Here is a 14,483-nt window from a genome sequence, read left to right as displayed (position 1 = left end):
TGTCCTCCGAGGACGGGACGGCGCCCTCGGCCTTCCTGCCCCGCCCCCGACGGGCTGTCAGTCGTCGTCCCGGTCGTCCCGGTCGTCCCCGTGGTCGTCGTGGTCGTCGTGGTCGTCGTCGGGCCGGTCCGCCGTCACCTTCGCCGTCGCGGCGTCCACGTCCAGCTCGTGGCGCGTGCCGTCCCCGCCCCGGATCTCGACCTCCCAGTGCGACGCCGCGCCGCCCCGGACGCGGTGGTCGTCCTCCAGGTCGACCGAGGTCACCGTCCCGGGCCTCGCCGCGAGCGCCGCCGCGACCGCGGCGTCCAGGGACACGGCGGCCGACCGGGGAGCGTGCCGGCCGCGGTCGTCGTTGTCGTCGGGGACGCGCGTGCCGAGCACCGCGCCGTCGCCCGCGTCCACCGTCACCCCGTGCCACTTCCGGTCGGCGCCGTACACGTCGAGCTCCCAGACCCGCCCGCCGTCCTCGTCGTCAAGCTCGGCCTCGGTGACCGTGCCCGGTACGGCCTTCAGGGCCGCCGCCACGGCGTCACCGACATCCACGCGGTCGGCGCCGTCGTCCGGCACACCGCTCCGGGCGGCGGCCCGGTCGCGGCCCCCGACGTCCGTGAGGGCGACGGCGGTGGCGGTGCCACCACCGATGAGCACGGCGGCCGCGACGGCGGCGATGGCGATCTTGCGCTTCATGAGGGTTCCTCCCCGGATCGGGTGCCGGTGTCGACGGGGCCCACACTGCCCGGGTGATGCTGAACGCAGCCTGAAGGCGGCTGAAGCCGTCTTCAGGTTCGGTTTGCGACCCTGGGCGCATGCGCCTTTTGATCGTGGAGGACGAGAAGCGGCTGGCCCTGTCCCTGGCCGGCGGGCTCACCGCCGAGGGCTTCGCCGTGGATGTCGTGCACGACGGTCCCGAAGGGCTGCACCGGGCCGCCGAGGGGGTGCACGACCTCGTGGTCCTCGACATCATGCTGCCCGGGATGAACGGATACCGGGTCTGTGCCGCGCTGCGTGCCGCCGGTCACGAGACGCCGATCCTGATGCTGACGGCCAAGGACGGCGAGTACGACGAGGCCGAGGGGCTGGACACCGGGGCGGACGACTACCTGACCAAGCCGTTCTCGTACGTGGTGCTGGTGGCCAGAATCCGGGCGCTGCTGCGCCGCCGGGGCGGCGGCTCCGCCTCTCCGGTGGTCGCCGTAGGCGCCCTGCGCATGGACACCGCCGCCCGCCGGGTGCACCTCGCCGGTACCGAAGTACCGCTCACCGCGAAGGAGTTCGCCGTACTGGAACAGCTCGCGCTGCGCCCCGGGCAGGTGGTCAGCAAGGCACGGATCCTGGAACACGTCTGGGACTTCGCCTACGACGGCGACCCCAACATCGTCGAGGTGTACGTCAGCGCGCTGCGCCGCAAGCTCGGTGCCGCCGCCATCCGCACCGTGCGCGGGGCCGGATACCGGCTGGAGGAGGTGCCGTGAGGTCCGTACGGGCCAGGGCCGCGCTCGGCGCCACCGCGGTGGTCGCCGTCGCACTGATCGGGGCCGGACTCTCCGTGCTCCTCGTGCTGCGCGCCGACCTCACCGGCCAGGCGGGGCTCCAGGCCGAGGTGGTGGCCCGCGAGGTGGCCGGGCAACTGGCGCTCGACGTGCCGTACGACCGGCTGGAGACGCGGGACGAGGAGGACCACCCGGTCCAGGTGACCGACGAGGACGGACGGGTCGTCGCCGTCTCCAAGGACCTGGAGGCGATCTCCGGCACGGGTACGGACCGGGTCGTCCCCGACCCGTCGACGGGCCCGGGCGGTCCCGTCGGGCCCGACGGCCGGGGCGACGGCGACGACGACCGGGACGGTGACGACGACGCGGACGACGACGATGCCCGGCACGCTCCCGGCCGGGGCGAAGTCGACTCCGACGAACCGGACTTCGGCAACGGCACCGCCACTGTCGACGGCGAGCGGGCCGACTACCGCTTCGCGTCCGTGCGGGCGACGACACCGGCCGGGGCCACCCTGACCGTGCACGCGGGCGCCCCGCTGGCCGCCGAGCGGGAGGCCGTCGGCAGTGTGCGCACCGCGATGCTGGCAGGGCTGCCGGTGCTGCTGCTGGTGGTCGCCGGGGTGACCTGGCTGGTGACCCGCCGGGCGCTGCGCCCGGTCGAGGGCATCCGGCGCGAGATGGCCGCGATCACCGCGTCCGAGGACCTGGGCCGACGGGTGCCGGAGCCCGCGTCGCGCGACGAGATCGCCCGGCTGGCCCGCACCACCAACGAGACCCTGACGGCGCTGGAGGCGTCGGTGGAACGGCAGCGGCGCTTCGTCGCCGACGCCTCGCACGAACTGCGCAGCCCGATCGCCTCCCTGCGCACCCAGTTGGAGGTGGCCGAGGCGCATCCGGAACTGCTGGACCTGCCGGGTGCCGTCGCCGATACCGTGCGGCTCCAGGAACTGGCGGCCGACCTGCTGCTGCTGGCCCGGCTGGACGCGGGCGAACGGCCGGGCCGTACGACGCTGGATCTGGGCGCGCTGGTCCAGGGGGAGGCCGGCCGGCGCACCGGCGACCGGATTCCTCCGACGGTACGCGTACCGGAGACCGGCACGTTCGAAGTCAGCGGCTCACGCGGGCAGTTGGCGCGGGTGATCGGCAATCTGCTGGACAACGCGGAACGCCACGCGGAGCGGGCGGTGACGGTCTCGGTCGGTCGTGACCGCGACGGGGTGGCCGTCACGGTGACCGACGACGGGGCGGGGGTGCCGCCCGGGGAGCGCGAGAGGATCTTCGAACGCTTCGTGCGCCTCGACGACGCCCGCACCCGGGACGAGGGCGGAGCCGGTCTCGGCCTGGCCATCGCCCGTGACGTCGCCGTGCGGCACGGCGGCCGGCTGACGGTGGGCGAGGCGCCGGGGGGCGGCGCGCGGTTCGAACTGTGGCTGCCGGCCACCGGCTGAGAGCCTGTCGGGGGCCCCTGACAGGGCGGCCACGTCCTCGCGCGCACGCTTCCGGCGTTGCCGGAACGACCGAGCAGCTCCGCTATCGGGCCCTCCCGGCGCCTTGGAATCGCAGGCGCCATGCTCCGTCGGCTTTCCGGTCGAAGGTCACCCGGCAGGCTCTGAGCCCCGGCCACGTCGCAGCGCGGCCGGGACCCGGCGCGGGTCGTGCCTCGCCGCCGCCGGGTGCCTCCGTCGATGTCGTTCCGGCGCGGGTCACGCCCTGCCGCGTCGTCCCCGCAGGTGCTCGGCCACCGGGTCCAGCGCCGCGCGCAGGTTCGCCAGGGACTCCGGCGTCAGCAGGTCCATGAAGTGCTTGCGCACCGAGGCCACGTGGTGCGGCGCCACCTTCCGCATCGTCTCCGCGCCCTCCTCCGTGAGCACCGCGTACAGACCTCGCCGGTCGGACTCGCAGTTCTCGCGGCGGACGAGGCCGGCGCTCTCCATGCGGGTGATCTGGTGCGAGAGCCTGCTCTTGGACTGCAGCGTCGCGGCGGCGAGATCGCTCATCCGCAGGCGCTGGTCCTCCGACTCCGAAAGGTTGACCAGGATCTCGTAGTCGTTGTTGGTAAGGCCGAACGGCTGGAGATCCTTCTCCAGTTGGTGCATCAGCAGCCTGCTGACGTCCAGGTGGGTGCGCCAGGCGCACTGCTCCGCGTCGCTCAGCCAGTGGGTGGCCGTCTCGGTCTCCATGTATGGATTCTACCTAAGAAGTTGAAAGCTGGACGAAGTGGGGAGGCGTGACGCCGGGCACGCGCCCGATCCGGCTCCGGGGCGGAGCGCAGGCGTTCGACGTCACACTCCGCAGACTACCGTTCACCAACCGGAGTAATTCCGGTGGTCCCGTGCCGACCGGACGGTGCGAGGAGCCGGGTTGACCGGAAGCGGCACGGGGCCACGTCGACTTCCGGCCACATCACGTACGGCACCTGGGTCATGCACGGCACCCGCGGCACGCACATCACATACGGCGCATACGGCACGCACGTTCCACACGGCGCTCACGGCACGGACGGCCCACACGGCACTCATGGCACCCGCGGTATCCGCGGCATCAGGGAACGCCCGGCTGTCCGGGCGTGATGCCCCTCGGCTGTTCGGGCACCAGGGTCTCGGTCGACTGGAGCAGCACCGTGCCCGCCCCCACGAACTCGAACTGGTGCTCCTCGCCGGAGGTCCCGCCGATCCCGGTCAGCGACCGCAGGCCGCCCAGCACACCGGTCAGATAGCCGTGGTCGTAGTGGTGGCACGGCGAGGGGCAGTCCGCCCAGCCCACCAACGCCTGCGGGTCGACCCGCAGCGGCGGCTCCATGAACACCACCGGACCGTTGGACGCGGCCACGAACTTTCCCGTGCCGATCAGTGTCAGGAACCCCGGCACGATCGACTGCTTCAACGCCAGGGACGGCTGGAACGCCAGGAGGTTGCCCGCCCGGATCGTCAGGTTCCCGTCGTCGAGGTCGTACGAGTTCACGTCGAACGCGCGGTCCGCGAGCAGCATCTTGCCGCTGCCCTCGGCCACCACCCACTCGCCCGCGTGCAACGGCGAGTGGAAACTCGTCCGCAGCAGGTGTTCGAACCTGCCGTTGCCGACGCCGTCGAACTCGATGCGCCCGTAGTAGGCGATCATCTTGCCCTTCTGCAGGAACCACTGGCTCCCCGCCAACTCCACGCAGAAGGTGTACGCGTTGACGTTGTCGTCCGACGGCAGCGTCATCGCGTCGAAGACCACGGGCGTGCTCACAGCTTCTCCTCCGATGCCTGGACGTACACCGTGCCGTTCCCGCTCAGCTCCAACTGGAACGCCTCGCCCGAGCCGCGCCCCACCATCTCGCGCCAGCCGACCGACGCGGAGAGCCTGTTGCGCACCTCGCCGTGGTGCGCGACGTACGCCTGCGGGTCCACGTGCACCTCGCGCCCCGGGGTGATCGGCAGCTCGATCACCCCGCCGTGCGCCATCACGGCGACCGCGCCGTACCCCGTCAGCGTGGTGGTGAACAGCCCCTGGCCGGTCACCTGGCCGCGCACCATGCCCATCACCCCGCCCTGCGAACCCATGAACATGGTGGACTGCTGGAGCGAGCCGTCGAACGCGAGCAGCCGGTCGGCCTCCACGTACAGGGTGTCCCCGGAGAGGTCGATCACCTGGATGTGATGGCCGCCGTGGCCGAACATCACCGTTCCGTTCCCCTCGACCGTCATCAGCGGGGTCGCCTCGTTGGCCACCCGACGGCCGATCATCGACATCACACCACCCTGGCCGCCCAGGATGTTCGGCGTGAACGACATCTCGCCGCGATAGGCGAGCATCGCGCCCCGCTGGCTGAACAGCCGCTGGCCGGGAACCACCGTCGCCTCGACCATCTTCGAGTTGATCTCACGGAACGGCATCAGACATCACCCCCGAGGGTGTTGCGCTCGCTGGGCTGGACGTAGACGATCCCCTCGCCCTCGAACCGGATCTGGAACGCCTCGCCCGACCCCTCGCCGATCAGCGTCCGGAAGTTCACCCCGGACTGGAGCTGCTGTCGCAGACCGCCCTGGTGGGCGATGTAGGCGCCGGGGTCGACGAACAGCGGGTACTGCGGCGACACCCGCAGCGCCACGGCCGCCCCGTCCGACATGATCGCCACCTGCCCGGTGCCCTCGACGGTGGTGGTGAACAGCCCGTTGCCGCTCGCCCCGCCGCGCAGGCCGGTGAAGGTGGTGCCGGTGCGCAGCCCGGCGTCGGCGCAGAGCAGATTGCTCGCCTCGACGTAGAGCTTGTCGCCGTGCAGCGGGACGAGGCTGATCTCGCTCGCGCGATCGGCGAAGTAGCAGGTGCCCTTTCCCGACACCTGCATCACCGACATGTGCTCGCCGGTCAGCCGGCGCGTCACCATGCCGCGCAGGCCGTCACCACCACCGGTCATCTTCTTGAACGTCATCCGGCCGTCGTACGCGACCATCGAGCCGTTCTTCGCCTTGACGGCGTCGCCGTTCAGGTCGACGGCCAGCGTTCTGCCTTGGAGTCGGAACATCGCCACCCGCCCGACGTTATCCGCAGTTGTCCGGTCCGCACAGGGCATCGAGGCGGAACCGGCCTCCCCGACCGCCCTTGACGCACATCCGGTACAGGACCGGGACGCACTCGGGACGAGCCCCGCCCCGACCTCGCCGGACGGGGGCGGCACGTGACCGGATACATACGCCCCCGGGGCCGGGCGCCGCTCGGGCCGATGCCACAATGGGGTGCGCTTGTGCCCGCGTTCACAAGCCGTCACGACCCTCCCACCGAAGGTGCCCTCGTGGACATCAAGACCGCTACCGCCCTGCACCGGCTGCGCCTCATCTCGATCCCCGAGGCGCTCTCCTTCCCGGCGCTGATCATTTTCGGCTCGGTGCTCAGCCGGGTCTCGGACATCGACTTCCTGATGATGCCGCTCGGCATCCTGCACGGTGTGCTCTTCGTGATCTACGCCGTGCTGCTGCTGGACGTCTGGTCCAAGACCAAGTGGCCGCTGAAGCGCGTCGCGCTCTTCTTCCTCCTCGCGGTGCTTCCGTTCGGCGGCCTGTACGGGGACAAGCTCCTCAAGCGGTACGAGGCCGACGGCGTCATCGCAGCCCGGGCGCGCCGGGAGGGCGTGGTCGGCGCATGATCGTCGCGTTCTCGGTAAGCCCGCTGGGGGTCGGGGAGGACGTCGGCGAGTACGTCGCCGACGCGGTCCGGGTCGTGCGCGAGTCCGGCCTGCCCAACCGCACGGATGCCATGTTCACCTCCATCGAGGGGGAGTGGGACGAGGTGATGGATGTCGTCAGGCGCGCCGTCGCCGCCGTCGAGGCCCGGGCCGGACGCGTCTCCCTGGTGCTGAAGGCCGACATCCGGCCGGGCGTCACCGACGGTCTGACCTCCAAGGTGGAGACGGTCGAGCGGTACCTCGCGGGGACGGACTGAGCCCTCGCGGGGTGGCACCGACGCCGCCTTCCCCGTCGCGGTGAACCGACGCGACCCCCGGCCGCCGGACGGCGCCGGGGGTCTTGTCCGTCACGCGCCGGGTGTGTCCGGCGCCGCCAGGGCGATGCCCAGCGGCGTCCGCTCGTACAGCACCTGATGGCCGTACCGCCGTGATGTCAGCAGCCCCGCCGCGCGCAGCACCGACAGATGCTCCGACACGGAGGACAGCGCGAGGCCGAGCCGCTCGGCGAGCGCGCTCGTCCCGGCCGGCTCGTCGAGCGCGCAGAGGATCTCGGCCCGTCCCCGGCCGAGCAGCCGCGCCAGTGCCTTCGGGGTGCGGTCGGCGGACCGGGTCCACAGCCCCCCGATCCCGCGCGCCGGGTACACGATCGCCGGCTGCCAGGGCGGCTCGTAGCCGCTGACCGCGTCCGGCCAGCAGAAGACGCTGGGGATCAGGACGAGCCCCTGCCCGCCGAGCACCCGACTGTGCCGTCCCTGGATCCCGACGATGGTGAGCGTCGATTCCGACCAGCTCAACTGCGGGCTCAGTTCGCCCAGCAGCCGCTCGAAGCCGACCTCCGCGAGCCGGCGCGAGTGGTAGGCGATGTCCGCCTCCAACAGGGCGCGCAGCCGCGGCCAGTGCGGCTCGATCAGGGTCCTCCAGGCCCGCTCCAGCAGGTCGGCCAGGTCTCGGAGGGCCCGGGCGGGGTCGGCGAGCATCGCCCGTCCGGCGGGGGAGCGCAGCACCTCCGGCCGGTTCGCCAATGCCAGCGCGAGGTCCTGACGGGCGAGTTCCGGATCGAGCGACCTCACTCCGGCGATCTCCTCCTCGAAGGAGGGCACCGGGCCGGGCGGCGGCGGGCTGAAGAAGTCCGGGCTGTGCCCGCTGCGGGGCATCAGCAGCCACAGCGGTCGCAGATCGAGTCCGGTCGCCGCCTCCCGGATCAGCCGGAGCCACGGCAGGTGGTACCCGTGCCTGTCGGGCCGGTCCAGCACCCGCACGGCGGCCTGCGTCTCGCCGAGCGGGGACAGCGCGAACCGGCAGCGGAGCAGGTCGCTCTCGTCGAGGTGGAGCTGGAACGACATGCGCGACCTTCCCGCGAACTTTCGGTGTGGGCCGAAAGTCTACGGAGAACAGGCACGTCCGCCGCAGGCTGCGTCCATGCCGAGAGACACCGAGAGCCCGGCGGAGCCGTGCCGTGCGGCGCAGCACCCGCCCGCGAGCACCGCGACGCCCGAGAACACCGTGAGCACCGAGAGCACCGAGAGTACGGAGAGCCGCCCCACGGCACCGATCGCCTCCCCGGAATCCCCTGCCGGCCCGGCCGCGCCCGGCGGCTACCGTGCCGTCTTCGCGGTGCGGGAGTTCCGGGCGGTCTTCGCCGCACACCTGCTCTCCCTCCTCGGCGTCGTCATCAGCGAGCTCGCCCTCACCGTCCTGGTGTACGACCTCACCGGATCGCCCCTGCTCAGCGCACTCACCTTCGCGCTCGGCCTCCTCCCGTACCTCGTCGGCGGCACCCTCTTCGCAGGGGTCGCCGACCGCTACCCGGCCCGCCGGGTCCTGGTCACCTGCGACCTGATCTGCGCGGGGTGCGTCGCGGTGATGCTGTTGCCGGCCACCCCGGTCGGCGGGCTCCTCGCGCTGCGCTGCGTGATCGCCGCGGTGTCGCCCGTCTTCACCGGGACGCGGATGGCCGCGCTCACCGAGATCCTGGGCGGGGGCGACGCCTTCGTCCTCGGCCGTTCGCTGCTGCGGATCGTCTCGCAGAGCGCCGTGCTCATCGGCTTCGGTGCGGGCGGGTTGCTGCTCGCCGTGCTGAGCCCGCGCGGCGCGATCACCATCACCGCGGTGACCTTCCTCTGCTCGGCGGCCCTGCTCCGCTTCGGCACCCGCGCCCGCCCGGCCAGGGCCGACGCGAGCGGCGGTGGTGCCCTGCTCGGGGAATCGCTCGCCGGGGTCCGCACCCTCCTCGCCGACCGCCGGATCCGCGCGCTGATGCTGCTGTTCTGGGTGCCGCCGCTGTTCCTCGTCGCGCCGGAGGCGCTCGCCGCCCCGTACGCGGACGAGATCGGCGTCGGCTCGGCCGCGCTGGGACTGCTGATGTGCGCGATGCCGGTCGGCCAGATCGCCGCCGAGCTCTTCGTGGGCACCGGGCTGACGCCCCGGCTGCGCTCCCTGATCGTGCTGCCGGCCGCGGCCCTGGAGCTGCTGCCCCTGATGCTGTACGGCTTCCGGCCCGGCGTCGTCCCGGCCGCGATCGTGCTGGCGGTGGCGGGCGCGGGCGGGGCGTACGTCATCGGCCTCGACAAGTGGTTCGTGGCGGCCGTCCCGGGGGCGCTGCGCGGCCGGGCCATGACCGTGCTCACCGCCGGGTTGATGACGCTCCAGGGTGTCGGCATGGCCCTCGCCGGGCTGGCCGCCGAGTTCTTCCCGGTGCACCAGGTGGTCGCCGGGGCCGGGGCGCTGGGCGCCCTCTGCGTGCTGCCGCTGGTGCTGGAGGTGCGGCGGACCGGGCGCGGCGAACGTATTCGGACCGAAGTTCGAGACGGAGCTGACCGCCATATGGCCAATGGGTAAGGTCGTCGGCGTGCCGAAGCCGCTCAGTCTCCCCTTCGACCCCATCGCCCGCGCCGACGAACTCTGGCAGCAGCGCTGGGGGCCGGTGCCCTCGATGGCCGCGATCACCTCGATCATGCGCGCGCAGCAGATCCTGCTGGCCGAGGTCGACGCGGTGGTCAAGCCGTACGGGCTGACCTTCGCCCGCTACGAGGCCCTGGTGCTGCTCACCTTCTCCAAGGCCGGCGAGCTGCCCATGTCCAAGATCGGCGAGCGGCTCATGGTCCACCCCACGTCGGTCACCAACACCGTGGACCGTCTGGTGCGCTCCGGCCTGGTGGACAAGCGCCCCAACCCCAACGACGGACGCGGCACGCTCGCCTCCATCACGCAGAAGGGGCGCGAGGTCGTCGAGGAGGCGACGAAGGACCTGGTCGGCATGGAGTTCGGGCTCGGGGCGTACGACGCGGAGGAGTGCGCGGAGATCTTCGCCATGCTGCGACCGCTGCGGGTCGCGGCGCAGGACTTCCAGGAGCGGTAGGCCGCCGGCCCGGGGCCCGGCCCGCTGCAAGATCGCCCGGGTCGTCCGGTTACGCTCGATGCCATGAAACGCAGTGTGCTGACCCGGTACCGGGTGATGGCCTACGTCACCGCCGTCATGTTGCTGGTGCTCTGCACCTGCATGGTCTTCAAGTACGGCTTCGACATGGGCAAGGACCTGACGCTCGTCGTCTCCCAGGTCCACGGTGTGCTCTACATCATTTACCTGATCTTCGCCTTCGACCTCGGTTCCAAGGCGAAGTGGCCGGTCGGCAAGCTGCTCTGGGTCCTGATCTCCGGCACCATCCCGACCGCCGCGTTCTTCGTCGAACGCAAGGTCGTGCGCGAGGTCGAACCACTGGTCACCGACGCCGCCCCGGCGACCGCCAAGGCCTGACCCGCCGGGGCCCCGGCCCCGGCCCGCACCTCCCCGAACCGCCCCGTACCGAGTGCGAGGCGGTTTGCCATCGACATTTACTAGGACGTCCTAGTAAATTCGAGGGTATGGACGCTGACGCGATCGAGGAGGGCCGCCGCCGCTGGCAGGCCCGTTACGACAAGGCCCGCAAGCGTGACGCGGACTTCAGTACGCTCTCCGGGGACCCCGTGGAGCCCGTGTACGGCCCCCGCCCCGGGGACACGTACGAGGGGTTCGAGCGGATCGGCTGGCCCGGCGAGTACCCCTTCACCCGAGGGCTGCACCCGACCGGCTACCGCGGGCGCACCTGGACCATCCGCCAGTTCGCCGGCTTCGGCAACGCGGAGCAGACCAACGAGCGCTACAAGATGATCCTCGCCGCGGGCGGCGGCGGACTGAGCGTCGCCTTCGACATGCCGACGCTGATGGGCCGCGACTCCGACGACCCGCGCTCGCTCGGCGAGGTCGGGCACTGCGGCGTGGCCATCGACTCCGCCGCGGACATGGAGGTCCTCTTCCGGGACATCCCGCTCGGCGACGTCACCACGTCCATGACGATCAGCGGACCCGCCGTCCCGGTCTTCTGCATGTACCTGGTCGCCGCCGAACGCCAGGGCGTCGACCCGGGCGTGCTGAACGGCACCCTCCAGACCGACATCTTCAAGGAGTACATCGCGCAGAAGGAGTGGCTCTTCCAGCCGGAGCCCCATCTGCGCCTCATCGGCGACCTCATGGAGCACTGCGCCCGCGAGATCCCCGCCTACAAGCCGCTCTCCGTCTCCGGCTACCACATCCGGGAGGCCGGGGCGACGGCCGCCCAGGAGCTCGCGTACACCCTCGCCGACGGCTTCGGCTACGTGGAGCTCGGCCTCTCCCGCGGACTGGACGTCGACACCTTCGCGCCTGGCCTCTCGTTCTTCTTCGACGCGCACCTCGACTTCTTCGAGGAGATCGCCAAGTTCCGCGCCGCCCGCCGGATCTGGGCCCGCTGGATGAAGGAGACCTACGGGGCGAGGACCGACAAGGCGCAGTGGCTCCGCTTCCACACCCAGACCGCCGGGGTCTCGCTCACCGCCCAGCAGCCCTACAACAACGTCGTGCGCACCGCGGTCGAGGCGCTGTCCGCGGTTCTCGGCGGCACCAACTCGCTGCACACCAACGCCCTCGACGAGACCCTGGCGCTCCCCTCCGAACAGGCCGCCGAGATCGCGCTGCGCACCCAGCAGGTGCTGATGGAGGAGACCGGCGTCGCCAACGTGGCCGACCCGCTGGGCGGTTCCTGGTACGTCGAGCAGCTCACCGACCGCATCGAGGCCGACGCCGAGAAGATCTTCGACCAGATCAAGGAGCGCGGCACCCGGGCCCACCCCGACGGACAGCACCCGGTCGGACCGATCACCTCCGGCATCCTGCGCGGGATCGAGGACGGCTGGTTCACCGGCGAGATCGCCGAGTCCGCCTTCCGGTACCAGCAGTCGCTGGAGAAGGGTGACAAGCGGGTCGTCGGCGTCAACGTCCACCACGGCTCGGTCACCGGCGACCTGGAGATCCTGCGGGTCAGCCACGAGGTGGAGCGCGAGCAGGTGCGCGCACTCGCCGGCCGCAAGGACGCCCGCGACGACGCCCGGGTGAAGGCCGCGCTGGACGCCATGCTGGCCGCCGCCCGCGACGGCTCCAACATGATCGGCCCGATGCTCGACGCGGTACGGGCCGAGGCGACGCTCGGCGAGATCTGCGGGGTCCTGCGCGACGAATGGGGCACCTACACGGAGCCGCCCGGTTTCTGAGAGCCCGAGGTCGCCCGACAGGCTCTGAGGCACCCGTCCGGGGCGTCGCCGTGCGGGGCCGCGCGGCGGCGTTCCTCCGCGGGGGCTACGCGGCGGACGCCGCCTCCAGCCCCCCGAGCAGCAGGGCGGTGAAGCGCCGGGCCCACTCCGCGTCCACCGGCTCGGCGCTCACCAGTACCCGGTGCACGACCGCCCCGGCGATCACGTCGAAGATCAGATCCGCCGTCGCCGCCGCCATGGCGCCGTCCTGTTCGCGGGGCAACTCGCCCCGTTCCTGGGCCCGGCGGCGTCCCTGGAGCACCAGCCGCTTCTGCCGGTCCACGATCGAGTCGCGGATCCGGGCCCGCAGCGCCTCGTCCCGGGTCGACTCCGCCACCACCGCCATCAGCGAGGTCCGGGTCTCCGGCCGCTCCAGCAGCGCGGCGAACTGGAGCACCACCGCCTGCACATCGGCCGCCAGGCTGCCCAGATCGGGTAGTTCCAGCTCGTCGAAGAGGACCGCGACGGCGTCCACCACCAGTTCGTTCTTGCCCGCCCACCGCCGGTACAGGGTCGTCTTCGCGACCCCGGCACGCGTCGCCACGTCGCCCATCGTCAGCTTCGACCAGCCGAGGTCGACCAGGGAGGCTCTGGTCGCCTCCAGGATGGCCTCGTCGGCCGCGGTGCTGCGCGGACGTCCCGTTCGCGGGGGTTTGGGGTGGCTGCGGCTCAGCATGCGGCGACCATACCCGTCAGTAGGTAAAGTCGGCCGGTCCCGTCCGGCGTGAGACAGATCACCGAACACCCATGTGCGAGACGGGGGTCGGGCAGTTACGCTACGGGGCGTAGCGTAAGGGCGACGGTCGATCCGTCGTGACGCACGACCGAACGACAGCCACAGGTACCGGGTGGGGACCCGGCGCCGAACGGGTCTTTCAGGGGCCCGGGGACCGTCTCCGGCCGTCCACCCCGCACACCGGCGGGGGTGCGGACGGGTGCGGTTCCCGCATCGCTTTCCGTATCGGTGCGCCAAGGGGGGAGGATGTACGCATGCAGCCTAGGAACATGTCCATGAGCGGCGTCGTCGACCTCGCCGCGGTGAAGGCGGCCGGCGAGGCCAAGGTGAAGGCGGAGCAGGCCCGTGCCGAGGCCGCCCGGCAGGGTGGTGCGGGTGCCGTGCCGCCGTCGGCCCTGGTGAGCGATGTCGACGAGGCGGCCTTCGAACGCGATGTCATCCAGCGCTCAGCCGAGGTCCCGGTCGTCATCGACTTCTGGGCCGAATGGTGCGAGCCGTGCAAGCAGCTGGGCCCGCTCCTGGAGCGCCTGGCCCATGAGTACAACGGCCGTTTCGTGCTGGCCAAGATCGATGTCGATGCCAACCAGATGCTGATGCAGCAGTTCGGCATCCAGGGCATTCCGGCGGTCTTCGCCGTCGTCGCCGGGCAGGCCCTTCCGCTCTTCCAGGGCGCCGCCCCCGAGGCCCAGATCCGGCAGACGCTGGACCAGTTGGTCCAGGTCGGCGAGGAGCGGTTCGGTCTCACCGGCATCGTGGTCGACCAGGACGCCGCCGCCGACGACGGAGCGGACCGGGCCCCCGCCGAGGCGCCCGCCGGGCCGTACGACGCCCTGCTCGAAGAGGCCGTACGGGCCCTGGACACCAATGACTTCGCCGCCGCCGTCCGGGCGTACCGGAGCGTCCTGTCCGACGACCCGCTCAATACGGAGGCCAAGCTGGGCCTCGCCCAGGCCGAACTCCTCGCGAGGGTCCAGGGCATGGACGCGCAGCAGGTGCGCAAGGACGCCGCGGAGCGCCCGTCGGACGTGGCGGCCCAAATCGCCGCCGCCGACCTGGATCTGGTGGGCGGTCACGTCGAGGACGCCTTCGGCAGGCTCGTCGAGGCGGTACGCCGGACCGCCGGTGACGACCGGGACGCGGCGCGGGTGCGGTTGCTGGAGCTGTTCGAGGTGATCGGCCCCGACGACCCGCGGGTGGGTGCCGCGCGCACCGCGCTGGCGCGGGTCTTGTTCTGATGTGACAACGCGGCCGCGGCACCCCCGGGATGCCGCGGCCGTTTTCGCGAGAGAGCGATAAGAGACGGCTCCGCTTTACCAAATCTTGATAAAGCGAGCGCCTGTTACTCGTAGTAAATCGACCCCCGGGTTCTGTCCCTATAAGGGTCCCGATTCTCCCTTTCGTCCGTCCGGCCCGGGCCACCGTCCGTGGCCGCGTGGTTTCGCCATGTGGTGTGCCGGTTATCCGGTCATTACCAGTGAGTAATGAACCC

General features: G+C 71.6%; 16 protein-coding genes. 9 read left to right on the top strand and 7 right to left on the bottom strand.

The annotated features are described in order from the left end of the window. Positions 1–57 precede the first annotated feature (57 nt). Positions 58–687 carry a PepSY domain-containing protein gene (locus ACF1CT_RS01740; RefSeq protein WP_391781747.1) on the bottom strand — a complete coding sequence of 210 codons (630 nt, stop codon included), beginning with the start codon at positions 685–687 and terminating at the stop codon, positions 58–60. Positions 688–806: 119 nt separating this feature from the next. Here ACF1CT_RS01740 and ACF1CT_RS01735 point away from each other — a divergent pair, with 119 nt between their 5' ends. Next, complete coding sequence (locus ACF1CT_RS01735) at positions 807–1,472, top strand: response regulator transcription factor (protein WP_391781746.1); 666 nt, start codon at positions 807–809, stop codon at positions 1,470–1,472. After that, positions 1,469–2,941, top strand: coding sequence for an ATP-binding protein (locus ACF1CT_RS01730; protein WP_391781745.1), 1,473 nt, complete (start codon positions 1,469–1,471; stop codon positions 2,939–2,941). Before ACF1CT_RS01735 ends, ACF1CT_RS01730 begins: the two co-directional genes overlap by 4 nt. Positions 2,942–3,196: 255 nt before the next feature. Here ACF1CT_RS01730 and ACF1CT_RS01725 read toward each other — a convergent pair whose 3' ends face one another. The 4 genes from ACF1CT_RS01725 to ACF1CT_RS01710 all read right to left on the bottom strand — a co-directional run bounded on the left by ACF1CT_RS01725 (position 3,197) and on the right by ACF1CT_RS01710 (position 6,000). Continuing rightward, positions 3,197–3,673 carry a MarR family winged helix-turn-helix transcriptional regulator gene (locus tag ACF1CT_RS01725; protein WP_391781744.1) on the bottom strand — a complete coding sequence of 159 codons (477 nt, stop codon included), beginning with the start codon at positions 3,671–3,673 and terminating at the stop codon, positions 3,197–3,199. 361 nt (positions 3,674–4,034) lie between these two features. Next, the gene (locus tag ACF1CT_RS01720; protein WP_391781743.1) at positions 4,035–4,724 is read right to left on the bottom strand and encodes an AIM24 family protein; all 690 of its coding nucleotides are present in this window, start codon (positions 4,722–4,724) and stop codon (positions 4,035–4,037) included. Then, positions 4,721–5,371, bottom strand: coding sequence for an AIM24 family protein (locus ACF1CT_RS01715; protein ID WP_391781742.1), 651 nt, complete (start codon positions 5,369–5,371; stop codon positions 4,721–4,723). The genes ACF1CT_RS01720 and ACF1CT_RS01715 overlap by 4 nt, the downstream gene beginning before the upstream one ends. After that, complete coding sequence (locus ACF1CT_RS01710; RefSeq protein WP_391782158.1) at positions 5,371–6,000, bottom strand: AIM24 family protein; 630 nt, start codon at positions 5,998–6,000, stop codon at positions 5,371–5,373. The genes ACF1CT_RS01715 and ACF1CT_RS01710 overlap by 1 nt, the downstream gene beginning before the upstream one ends. Positions 6,001–6,267: 267 nt before the next feature. On the opposite strand from ACF1CT_RS01710, the gene ACF1CT_RS01705 reads away from it, so the two are divergent. Further along, positions 6,268–6,618 (top strand): DUF3817 domain-containing protein, encoded by a 351-nt coding sequence (locus ACF1CT_RS01705; RefSeq protein WP_391781741.1) that lies wholly within the window; start codon positions 6,268–6,270, stop codon positions 6,616–6,618. Beyond that, positions 6,615–6,914 (top strand): MTH1187 family thiamine-binding protein, encoded by a 300-nt coding sequence (locus ACF1CT_RS01700; protein WP_391781740.1) that lies wholly within the window; start codon positions 6,615–6,617, stop codon positions 6,912–6,914. Before ACF1CT_RS01705 ends, ACF1CT_RS01700 begins: the two co-directional genes overlap by 4 nt. A 90-nt stretch (positions 6,915–7,004) precedes the next feature. Here the strand turns inward: ACF1CT_RS01700 and ACF1CT_RS01695 are convergent, their stop codons facing one another. After that, on the bottom strand, positions 7,005–8,000 hold the full coding sequence (locus tag ACF1CT_RS01695; RefSeq protein WP_391781739.1) for a DUF5937 family protein: 996 nt from the start codon (positions 7,998–8,000) through the stop codon (positions 7,005–7,007). A gap of 76 nt (positions 8,001–8,076) precedes the next feature. Between ACF1CT_RS01695 and ACF1CT_RS01690 the strand changes: the two genes are divergently transcribed. From ACF1CT_RS01690 to ACF1CT_RS01675, 4 genes are all read left to right on the top strand, one after another. Next, positions 8,077–9,495, top strand: a complete 1,419-nt coding sequence (locus ACF1CT_RS01690) for an MFS transporter (RefSeq protein WP_391781738.1) — start codon at positions 8,077–8,079, stop codon at positions 9,493–9,495. A 10-nt stretch (positions 9,496–9,505) separates the two neighbouring features. After that, complete coding sequence (locus ACF1CT_RS01685) at positions 9,506–10,015, top strand: MarR family winged helix-turn-helix transcriptional regulator (protein WP_391781737.1); 510 nt, start codon at positions 9,506–9,508, stop codon at positions 10,013–10,015. A gap of 63 nt (positions 10,016–10,078) precedes the next feature. Beyond that, positions 10,079–10,411 (top strand): DUF3817 domain-containing protein, encoded by a 333-nt coding sequence (locus ACF1CT_RS01680; RefSeq protein ID WP_391781736.1) that lies wholly within the window; start codon positions 10,079–10,081, stop codon positions 10,409–10,411. 107 nt (positions 10,412–10,518) lie between these two features. Beyond that, a complete protein-coding gene (locus ACF1CT_RS01675; RefSeq protein ID WP_391781735.1) occupies positions 10,519–12,219 on the top strand; it encodes a methylmalonyl-CoA mutase in 1,701 nt (566 codons plus the stop codon). An 85-nt stretch (positions 12,220–12,304) separates the two neighbouring features. On the opposite strand, the gene ACF1CT_RS01670 is transcribed toward ACF1CT_RS01675, so the two are convergent. Next, complete coding sequence (locus tag ACF1CT_RS01670) at positions 12,305–12,934, bottom strand: TetR/AcrR family transcriptional regulator (protein ID WP_391781734.1); 630 nt, start codon at positions 12,932–12,934, stop codon at positions 12,305–12,307. Positions 12,935–13,248: 314 nt separating this feature from the next. On the opposite strand from ACF1CT_RS01670, the gene ACF1CT_RS01665 reads away from it, so the two are divergent. After that, entirely contained in the window at positions 13,249–14,229 is a 981-nt protein-coding gene (locus ACF1CT_RS01665) for a tetratricopeptide repeat protein (RefSeq protein WP_391781733.1), read from the top strand. The last annotated feature ends 254 nt before the right edge of the window (positions 14,230–14,483 follow it).

It is taken from the genome of Streptomyces sp. NPDC014734 (genome assembly GCF_043083325.1).
GTDB lineage: Bacteria > Actinomycetota > Actinomycetes > Streptomycetales > Streptomycetaceae > Streptomyces.
This window is presented reverse-complemented; position numbering and strand designations above follow the sequence as displayed.

What these genes read in the sequence shown, in the direction of transcription:
- ACF1CT_RS01740 (WP_391781747.1), bottom strand. Translation starts at nt 687, where the DNA reads ATGAAGCGCAAGATCGCCATCGCCGCCGTCGCGGCCGCCGTGCTCATC.
- ACF1CT_RS01735 (WP_391781746.1), top strand. Translation starts at nt 807, where the DNA reads ATGCGCCTTTTGATCGTGGAGGACGAGAAGCGGCTGGCCCTGTCCCTG.
- ACF1CT_RS01725 (WP_391781744.1), bottom strand. Translation starts at nt 3,673, where the DNA reads ATGGAGACCGAGACGGCCACCCACTGGCTGAGCGACGCGGAGCAGTGC.
- ACF1CT_RS01715 (WP_391781742.1), bottom strand. Translation starts at nt 5,371, where the DNA reads ATGCCGTTCCGTGAGATCAACTCGAAGATGGTCGAGGCGACGGTGGTT.
- ACF1CT_RS01710 (WP_391782158.1), bottom strand. Translation starts at nt 6,000, where the DNA reads ATGTTCCGACTCCAAGGCAGAACGCTGGCCGTCGACCTGAACGGCGAC.
- ACF1CT_RS01700 (WP_391781740.1), top strand. Translation starts at nt 6,615, where the DNA reads ATGATCGTCGCGTTCTCGGTAAGCCCGCTGGGGGTCGGGGAGGACGTC.
- ACF1CT_RS01695 (WP_391781739.1), bottom strand. Translation starts at nt 8,000, where the DNA reads ATGTCGTTCCAGCTCCACCTCGACGAGAGCGACCTGCTCCGCTGCCGG.
- ACF1CT_RS01690 (WP_391781738.1), top strand. Translation starts at nt 8,077, where the DNA reads ATGCCGAGAGACACCGAGAGCCCGGCGGAGCCGTGCCGTGCGGCGCAG.
- ACF1CT_RS01680 (WP_391781736.1), top strand. Translation starts at nt 10,079, where the DNA reads ATGAAACGCAGTGTGCTGACCCGGTACCGGGTGATGGCCTACGTCACC.
- ACF1CT_RS01675 (WP_391781735.1), top strand. Translation starts at nt 10,519, where the DNA reads ATGGACGCTGACGCGATCGAGGAGGGCCGCCGCCGCTGGCAGGCCCGT.
- ACF1CT_RS01670 (WP_391781734.1), bottom strand. Translation starts at nt 12,934, where the DNA reads ATGCTGAGCCGCAGCCACCCCAAACCCCCGCGAACGGGACGTCCGCGC.
- ACF1CT_RS01665 (WP_391781733.1), top strand. Translation starts at nt 13,249, where the DNA reads ATGCAGCCTAGGAACATGTCCATGAGCGGCGTCGTCGACCTCGCCGCG.